The organism is Psychrobacter sp. FME6, from assembly GCF_014861365.1.
GTDB lineage: Bacteria > Pseudomonadota > Gammaproteobacteria > Pseudomonadales > Moraxellaceae > Psychrobacter.
Window position 1 is genome coordinate 1 of sequence record NZ_RRYW01000106.1, and the last position, 8,595, is coordinate 8,595.

An 8,595-nucleotide genomic window follows, 5' to 3' on the forward strand; every position below is an offset into this window, starting at 1 on the left:
TTCTCGCTTGTGTCTTTATCTGGCTGCCGCTGATTTGAATTCTATACAGCCCCTAAGCAATAGTACTATTGCTTAGTACTATTTTTAGCACCGTTTTCTCTTTGAGTCCACCTTCATCTATCAGGTCGTCTTTATGATGCAACTGCCATACAGTTTTGCGAAACGCCATCAAATCTTAGCCATACTGGCTATCGATCCTGAGCTGCCGACGACTTTGGTGCTGACCAAAGCCACGCCACTATCGGCAATCAATGAAGCGGTGCGGTTTTTACAGCAGCAGGGCGTACGCGGCGTACCCACATACGAAAGCGTCAGCTCCGATGATTTTGAAAAACGCATGAATGCCGCTTATGCGGGGAACACAGGCGAATCACAACATATTGCCGCTGGGCTTGAAGACCATCCTGACCTTGATAGTTTGGCGGACAGCGTCCCTGAAACTGAAGATCTGATGGATCAACAAGACGATGCGCCCATTATTCGTCTGATTAATGCGCTGTTGTCCGAGGCCATTCGTCTTAATGCCTCAGATATTCATATCGAGACCTTTGAAAAACGCTTGGTGGTAAGGTTTCGTGTCGATGGTGAGTTAAAAGAAATCATCACCCCCAAACGCCAATTAGCGCCATTACTGGTATCGCGTATTAAAGTCATGGCCAAACTCGATATCGCTGAAAAGCGCGTACCGCAAGATGGGCGCATCAGTTTACGCTTGGCAGGGCGCGAAGTCGATGTACGGGTATCGACACTGCCATCGAGTTTTGGTGAACGAGTCGTGATGCGCTTATTAGACAAACAAGCAGGGCGGCTGAATATGACTTATTTGGGCTTGTCTGATAATGATTATAGCGAGCTAAAGCGCTTAATCCATCGCCCGCATGGCATTATTCTCGTGACAGGGCCAACGGGTTCTGGTAAAACCACCACGCTGTATTCAGCATTGACTGATCTAAATGATCAAACTCGCAATATCTTGACTGCTGAAGATCCGATTGAGTTTCAGCTCGACGGTATTGGTCAAACACAGGTTAATAATAAAGTAGATATGACCTTTGCCAAGAGTCTGCGCGCGATGTTACGTCAAGATCCAGATGTGGTGATGGTGGGTGAAATTCGCGATTTAGAAACGGCAGAAATTGCGGTACAGGCGTCTTTAACAGGGCATTTGGTATTGTCTACTTTGCATACCAACACCGCCATTGGTGCGGTCACGCGTTTGCAAGATATGGGCGTTGAGCCATTTTTATTGTCATCGTCACTGATTGGCGTGGTGGCGCAGCGCTTGGTGCGTACTTTATGCACACATTGCCATGGCTGGCAGGCAGCGGATAGCGAGCAAGCCAAATTGTTTACAGAGATTGGTATTGAGCCAGCTTCAAAAGGTAGTGCCGAAAGCCTAGTAAATAAACCAATCAACCTACCCAAGCCAGTCGGCTGTGATAAATGCAATCAGTCTGGCTTTAAAGGACGGACGGCAATATACGAAGTCGTGCCTATTGATGATGCTTTGCGGCGTATGATACATAGTAATACGGCTGAATATGAGCTAGAAGACTACGCACGCCAGCAGACGCCATCGATTCGTGCTGATGGGCTACGTAAAGTGATTGAGGGGCGGACAACGCTAGAAGAAGTACTGCGTGTGACCAAAGAAAGCGCCCTAACTGATGACGCTATCATAGGCTAGTTTTTTAACGCACTTATTTTGCAGCGGTGCACTCAACTTCAACGCTGGCGCCTGCAGCCAGTTCTGCAACACCAAAGGCAGAGCGTACTGGGTAAGGTTTGGCCAACTCTGCTTTATAGACTTTATTAAAATCATCAAAGTCGTCCATATCAGTTAGCATGGCCATACATTTAACGATATCTGTCTTTTGGTAGCCGTGCTTTAACAAGGTTTCATTAATATTATCGAGTGCTTGTTTGGTTTCAGCTTTGACACCGCCTTTGACCAATTTGCCATCTTTAAAGCCAATTTGACCAGACATGTATAACGTATCGCCGACACGCACCGCTTCTGAAAAAGGATAGTTACCGCCGTCGCCTAAAAATACCGGGCTAGACTTGGTTATAGTAGCGGTATTGGCCGCTGGCGCAGCATTAGCAGTCATAGCGAGTCCTAATGAGCAGGCGCCTATTAGTAATGCTTTAGATAGATTACTGCTGAGTTTATGGGCAAGTTTTTTATGGGTCATTTTGGACATCGCTGTCTCCTTATTATAAGTTTATGTTGCACGAGTTTTTACTTATTCTAAACTATTTATTTGCAGCTGTTTCATCATCAGCAGATAATTGGTCGTTTTTCTGGATTTCAGTATCAGTATCAGTTTCAGGGTTAGACTCTGTCGACTTGCTGCTGGCATTGCCTTGACGGCGCGCTTCTAATTCAGATTTGGGTATCCACGCCCACGTCATCTCAACCACGATAGGGTCACGGTCGCTGTCAGACTCACGATCATGAATCACACAAGGGATGACCATTTCGCCTTTTGGGGTGTTTAAAATATCTAGGCGTTGCTCGTCAGTTAACGACGATACGGCGGCAATCTGACCTTTTTTAATCGGACGATAAAAATTCACTGAGTACGATTTAATCAAGAGCACACGGTCAGAAGGTAGGTTTAAGCCCAAAATAAAGCCTGTCGCCGTTTCCGCGAGTAAAGTAATAGCAACGGCATGGACAGAACCAATATGGTTTTGTACCGCTTTGGTATTATTTAAACTCACCACCACTTGGTTTGGTTCGACTGTTTCATAGTAGACACCCGTTGTGCCTACATAAGGCACTACTTTACCAAATGCTTTGGATAAAATGCTCGAGCGCGCACCAGCGGGTAAATATTTGGTAACGGATAACAGCTTGGTAAACTGATTACTGATAGGCTTAAGGGTCGTGTGTGGCTGTTCAACGGACGAGATTGTGTTGTCAGATACTTTGGCTGGTAATTTATTGGCCAGCTTAGTAGGTAGTTTTTTTAATAATCCTGACATACGAAATTCCTCAATGAGATTGGTTTTACAATGCTAGTGACACGATCGTCAAAAATTTTATATGGTACATAATAGCCTAACGAGCTTTATCCTAGCAGCTATTTTAACTATGGTACATTAACTGATGGGTCCCTACTATTATTACCATGAACTGTAGCGCTTATAAAATAATAGTAACGTAACGACACCTTAAACGATACCTTGGACGATAGAAATAGCATTGCTATAGTCAGTCCTAAATAAAATAAGGATAAAGTTTATCACGCGCTACTGGGACAAATTTTTCTTTCTTGCTGTGCCTGTGCAGACAGAGGCTGCGCAAAATTTATCCCAGTAGCACTGTATTTTTTATAGTGGATCGGCTATATATGCCAAGTGGTCGCCCTTATATGCCAAATGGTCGCCCTATAATAGCGCGGCTTATATACTTTTTACGCGACTTTTTAATGCTGGATAATGCAATGTCTAATATGCCTGATTTTTCTGTTCACAAGCCAACCAATATGATTTATAAGGGTGTTGCTGGTACAGGTAAAACCTATCGATTGCTACAAATCGCGAAACACTATACCGATTATTTGCCTAAAGTGAATAATGAAGATTTACTCGTACAGCTATTACAAGATTTTAGCTGGCGTGAAGTCCTATGTCTGATATTTTTAGATATGCATAATAAGAAAAAAGATTTGTTAAAAGTACCAGAAATCGTTAGCCATGAGTTTTTTTCTGCTAAAGCCGCACAAAATGCCCGTGAAAATAATTTAAGTAATACGGCATGGTCAGTACTACAAATGCATAGCCCTGCTAATTCAAAAACAGTGACCTATAAAAACCGATCCAGCCAAGCCTATTTTGATAAAGACCATAGTGGTGCATGGTATTTGCTTCCAGAAAGTATGGACTTCTTAACCGAGTTGTCGCAGCAACTTGCCGAGTTTCAGCAAGCGCAGCGTGACAATAATATCAATCAAGAGCATCATTTTAGCCAGCAGCGTTTTAGTATGGTCAGCTTTCATCAAGCGTATGGCTACGAAGAGTTTGTGGAAGGTCTTCGTCCTGTGATGGCAGCTTCAAGCACACCACAGCATAGCCAACCTCAAATGAGCTACGCGATTGTAGATGGTGCATTTTTAAAGCTGTGTCAGCGCGCCGCCCGTGACCCTGAACAGCGTTATGCGCTGCTAATTGATGAGATTAACCGCGCCAACGTCTCACGAGTATTCGGTGAGCTGCTCAGTTTGATTGAGCCAGATAAGCGGGATGGCATGGCAAACGCGATGACGGTTAATTTGGCCTATTCTGGACGGGCGTTTAGCGTCCCTGCCAACGTCGATATTTATGCCACCATGAATACCCAAGATCACTCCTTAGCGCCACTCGATATGGCATTACGTCGACGCTTTCGCTTTGTCGATTGCCCGCCGCAGCCTGAATTACTACCGGTTATTAGTATAAATGCAGGTTTAGAGCCAGCTAACGAAGCTGAATCCATTGATTTGGCCAAAGTATTGATGGGTTTAAACAATCGTATTACTCAAACACTAGGAGCGGAGGCGCAATTGGGTCACGCGTTTTTATGGTCCGTATACAGTCTTGCTGAATTACAAACGGTGTTGATTGAACAGATTATCCCGCAATTGGCCCAAGCGGCAGGCGGGCAAGTTTCTGTTTTGCAGTATATTTTTAAAGACGAGCAGCAGCCAATGCAGGCACAGTTTATTCAGGATAGCCAAATGCTCATAAACCATGATTCGAGCAATAAGAGGGACAGTCAAAATAATATAACCGCCCAAAACCCGCTGTTTGCGGGGCATGGCTCATTGCTTGGTCAGCCCATGGCTGCAGAAAGCTATAATATTAATGCCGACCTTATTGCCAAGACAGGCGCGTTTATCAAAGCCATTGTCTACCAGCGTTTATACCCATAAGGCGGTCAAGCAGTGATGAATAGCGGTCAAAACCTCCAAAGTAATACTACCAGCAATGGTATGAATAACGCTTATATTGAGGCGGCTGATGCAAGTGTGGTCACTGTCTTTGAGCACCAACGCTTGACGGTTCATGATTTTTTGCAAGCGTCAGACTTTCACTGGTTAATGGCGCAAGAGTTTTCGGTTTTTAGTATCAAACGTCAGCAGGGGCAATGGCAGTTAAAGGTCGGGCATTATATTGGCATTATTTTATTACCAAGTGGCCTGTCGCTTGAGATACTGCCCAAACTTAATAAGTCAGTTGAAAGTAACGATATCGCCCAAACTCGCCACTGGGTGCAACATATGCTGTCCGACTTGACCGGTAGCAGCCAGCGCACCCATCGCAAGTTACCTAGCAGCAAAAACTTTGGTCAATTTAGCAACCAAGTCGCCGCGTTACCGTTAGAAGTATGGCCCTTATCAGATTGGTTGATTGCGCAGTTTTTGCAACGACTTACTCATTATCAACCGATCAAGCACTATCAATCGCAAGTTCACAACCAAGCGTCGCTACAAGGCCGACTACTCATCAAAGAGCAGCTGCGCCATAATAGTATGCAGCCGCATAAGTTTGTCTGTGAAAGCAGTATATTGAGCCAAGATATGCTGGGTAATCGCTTGATTAAGAGCGCATTGGTTTTGTTGACGCCTTTATTTTTTCAGTCCACGCTATCTCAATCAACTTCTTCTAAGTTTTGGCAGTTATGGCAACCCGTTTCTACGCTTACGCCTTATGACATGCAGCGGCTAGAATCTGTATATGCCCAAGCAAAGCGCGAGCTGGCGATGCAGCCACTTAGGGCGCAGCAATTACAAGCGGCTCAACAATTAGTAGATTTAGCGTATTGGCTATTGCAACAGTCAGCGACTGCAACGGGCAATGGCATGGATACGCAACGCTCATTTAACCGTCAGCATACTACGCGGCGCTTATGTCTATTGATTGATATGAATCAAGCTTTTGAACAATGGGCAAGTCAACGACTCGCTTCGATATTTCAGCAATTAGATGCTGATTATCGACCGCTCTATCAAACACAACATGTGTGGCTAAGCGATGCAGCAGGGCAGGCCTGCTTGTCCATCCGTCCTGATTTACTGATCTATCAAGCGGCCGCTACTGAAGATCATAGTTATCAAAATCAGGATAATACAGTAGCAGAAAACATCAGAGAATCAGGGGAAAGAGAATTAGATAGTGAAAAGTCGGGTCGTTATAGCCACGTGATCGATATCAAATGGAAACACTTATCTCATGCATCTGATGTTAGTGCTAGTGATGCTTATCAATTAATCAGCTATGCACAGGCTTATCAAGCGGATCAGGTTTGGCTGGTTTATCCTGTACGCGGTGACGAAAGACAGCCAGTCGCGTTGAAACAACAAATCTATCAGGATAAAAACGCCAATAGCTATGCTAATAGTTATGCCAGTAGCCATGATGATAAAGTCGCGTCTCCTGCACAGCTATGGCTGATACCGTTCGATGTTCTAACGGGTAGTATAAATGGTGGCTTGCTTCCAGAAGCGAATGTAGTATAATGGCGCTATCGATATTTGGGGATCATCGCTGGCAAGAATTTTTGTCGAAGTTGTTTCCATGTGAAAACAGTATTTTTAAAATAATTTAGCAGTTTTTGAAATTAATTAAAAATAGGTGTTGACACAATCGGTTTTACCCCTTAATATGTGCACCTCGATAGCGAGGAACATTAACAAGTTAGCGGTATTACCAATAACGAGTTAATCAACGAAACTATCGTGATAATAGAAATTTCGGAGTGTGGCGCAGTTTGGTAGCGCATCTGGTTTGGGACCAGAGGGTCGTAGGTTCGAATCCTATCACTCCGACCATCTATTTTATAAGAGCCTTACAGGCTTTTTTTTATGTATAATGGTTTAGTTTCTGATATTATAAGCAGACGATATTATAAGTTATCCCAGTTATGTAAAAGTCCTCTAAGAGCGCCTGTAGCTCAGTTGGATAGAGCATCTCCCTTCTAAGGAGGTGGCCGCAGGTTCGAATCCTGCCAGGCGCACCATTTAGCCTGCAAATCTTGCCTATTCTTGGCAATAGTTATGGCGGTTGTAGCTCAGTTGGTAGAGCCCCGGGTTGTGATCTCGGTTGTCGTGGGTTCGAGTCCCATCAGTCGCCCCATATTTTATTCTGCATTACCTGTTATCATTTATATAACATCTCCTCTGTGTTAAAAAACCTTTTATAGTAATTATATTTGCCGTTGTTGGCATTTTTTTGTGCCTGTCTGTTTGATATTATTCTTCCCAGCTATTCATAAGCAATGTCTCTTTTTCATAAGAAGTAGCTATTTATAAAGAGCACCTATCTATAAATCTTCAGCACGCCCTAACAGCTTGCGCAACACTTATCCCAGTAGCAGGGTGTTTATTTTATAGTGGCTCGACTATAGTCAGTGAAAAGTAAAATCGATTTTTAAAGTATTTTAACTATATATTGAAAATGTGCCCGACTTAATTTGGACTGACTCTATTTATTTTTGTTAGAATTGATGGTTATTGGATATCGGTTATTAAGGAAGTGGTTGATGGACGCACTGAGCGTATTGCTACAAAACGTGCATTTGTTTGAAACCAAATACTATCGTTTAAATGGGGTCGGCAATTGGTCTTATACCCTCACCAGACAAGATACGATTTTATTTTATTTGGTGATGTCCGGTAGTTTTTGTATCGATGTGGGCAATGGGTTACGCGAAACCCATGCTGGCGATATTATTATGATCCCTAGTGCGCATCAGCACACCAGCTATGCGCTGAACTATCATGGTGATGATGCCCAACCATTGGATGAGCTACTGCTGAATTGTCAAGAAAATACGCTTGATCTTCACGGTGATGGTGACTCTAATTCGTCTTTGATTCTTATAGAATGCAAGTACGATAAAGAGATGATCCGTCCTTTGTTGTCTGTGTTGCCGCCAATATTGCCTGAAATCAATGATGAGTCTGATGGCAGGTTTGAGGTTATTGATGTCGAGATTAAGCTACTGACTCTCGAAACTGAGCGTGAGCGCATGGGAAAAACGGCGGTCATCAACCATTGGGCAAGTATTATGATGATTGAATGTTTGCGCGTCTATATTGAAAGCTTACCCGACGTGACCGAAAACTGGCTAAAGGCGATGAAAGATCCGTTCTTGACCAAAGCGCTGGCCGCGATGCATGCAGCACCGGACCAAAACTGGACGATTCATAAGCTCGCTGAAGTGGCAGGTATGTCGCGGTCGAGCTTTGCGCAGCGCTTCAAAGATACGGTTGGTATGCCGCCATTGGCCTATCTTATTGATTATCGCTTGCGTCTGGCCGCTCGTTATCTGCGCTTGCAGCAAAACAGTATTAGCCGTATCAGTGAGCTGGTCGGTTATGCCTCAGACTCAACCTTTAGCCAAGCATTTAAACGGGTATACGGTATATCACCAAAAGCGTACCGCCAGCAGTATCAAAAAGACAGCATCGCTTAGTTTGTAGTCAGCGAACTTGTTTTTAAAATAATGAGTTTTATCAAAAAGTGCCGTAAAACCAGGTTCTTCTATGGGGTGGATGTAAGGCATAAATAATACTAAATTCTGCTTGACTACTAAGGTGACTGAGC

General features: G+C 43.8%; 6 protein-coding genes and 3 tRNA genes. 7 read left to right on the top strand and 2 right to left on the bottom strand.

Annotation, left to right across the window (positions count from 1 at the left end):
* Positions 1-133: 133 nt before the first annotated feature.
* A complete protein-coding gene (gene gspE / locus EI162_RS12230; RefSeq protein WP_192524618.1) occupies positions 134-1,687 on the top strand; it encodes a type II secretion system ATPase GspE in 1,554 nt (517 codons plus the stop codon).
* A gap of 13 nt (positions 1,688-1,700) precedes the next feature.
* On the opposite strand, the gene EI162_RS12235 is transcribed toward gspE, so the two are convergent.
* Together EI162_RS12235 and EI162_RS12240 are read right to left on the bottom strand one after the other, a co-directional pair.
* Positions 1,701-2,204 carry a RidA family protein gene (locus EI162_RS12235; protein WP_192524619.1) on the bottom strand — a complete coding sequence of 168 codons (504 nt, stop codon included), beginning with the start codon at positions 2,202-2,204 and terminating at the stop codon, positions 1,701-1,703.
* Positions 2,205-2,256: 52 nt separating this feature from the next.
* Complete coding sequence (locus EI162_RS12240; RefSeq protein WP_192524620.1) at positions 2,257-2,991, bottom strand: DUF4442 domain-containing protein; 735 nt, start codon at positions 2,989-2,991, stop codon at positions 2,257-2,259.
* Positions 2,992-3,452: 461 nt separating this feature from the next.
* Here EI162_RS12240 and EI162_RS12245 point away from each other — a divergent pair, with 461 nt between their 5' ends.
* From EI162_RS12245 to EI162_RS12270, 6 genes are all read left to right on the top strand, one after another.
* Positions 3,453-4,919: an McrB family protein gene (locus EI162_RS12245; RefSeq protein ID WP_225735378.1), complete on the top strand. Its 1,467-nt coding sequence runs from the start codon at positions 3,453-3,455 to the stop codon at positions 4,917-4,919.
* A gap of 15 nt (positions 4,920-4,934) precedes the next feature.
* Positions 4,935-6,506, top strand: coding sequence for an McrC family protein (locus EI162_RS12250; protein WP_192524621.1), 1,572 nt, complete (start codon positions 4,935-4,937; stop codon positions 6,504-6,506).
* A gap of 235 nt (positions 6,507-6,741) precedes the next feature.
* Positions 6,742-6,818: transfer RNA gene (locus EI162_RS12255), tRNA-Pro, on the top strand.
* 111 nt (positions 6,819-6,929) lie between these two features.
* Positions 6,930-7,006 (top strand) — tRNA-Arg (locus tag EI162_RS12260).
* Positions 7,007-7,046: 40 nt separating this feature from the next.
* Positions 7,047-7,122, top strand: a tRNA-His gene (locus tag EI162_RS12265).
* Positions 7,123-7,528: 406 nt separating this feature from the next.
* Positions 7,529-8,464, top strand: a complete 936-nt coding sequence (locus tag EI162_RS12270) for an AraC family transcriptional regulator (protein WP_192524622.1) — start codon at positions 7,529-7,531, stop codon at positions 8,462-8,464.
* Positions 8,465-8,595 lie beyond the last annotated feature (131 nt).

Coding starts and splice junctions, on each gene's coding strand:
- gspE (WP_192524618.1), top strand. CDS start 134: ATGATGCAACTGCCATACAGTTTTGCGAAACGCCATCAAATCTTAGCC.
- EI162_RS12235 (WP_192524619.1), bottom strand. CDS start 2,204: ATGTCCAAAATGACCCATAAAAAACTTGCCCATAAACTCAGCAGTAAT.
- EI162_RS12240 (WP_192524620.1), bottom strand. CDS start 2,991: ATGTCAGGATTATTAAAAAAACTACCTACTAAGCTGGCCAATAAATTA.
- EI162_RS12245 (WP_225735378.1), top strand. CDS start 3,453: ATGTCTAATATGCCTGATTTTTCTGTTCACAAGCCAACCAATATGATT.
- EI162_RS12250 (WP_192524621.1), top strand. CDS start 4,935: ATGAATAGCGGTCAAAACCTCCAAAGTAATACTACCAGCAATGGTATG.
- EI162_RS12270 (WP_192524622.1), top strand. CDS start 7,529: ATGGACGCACTGAGCGTATTGCTACAAAACGTGCATTTGTTTGAAACC.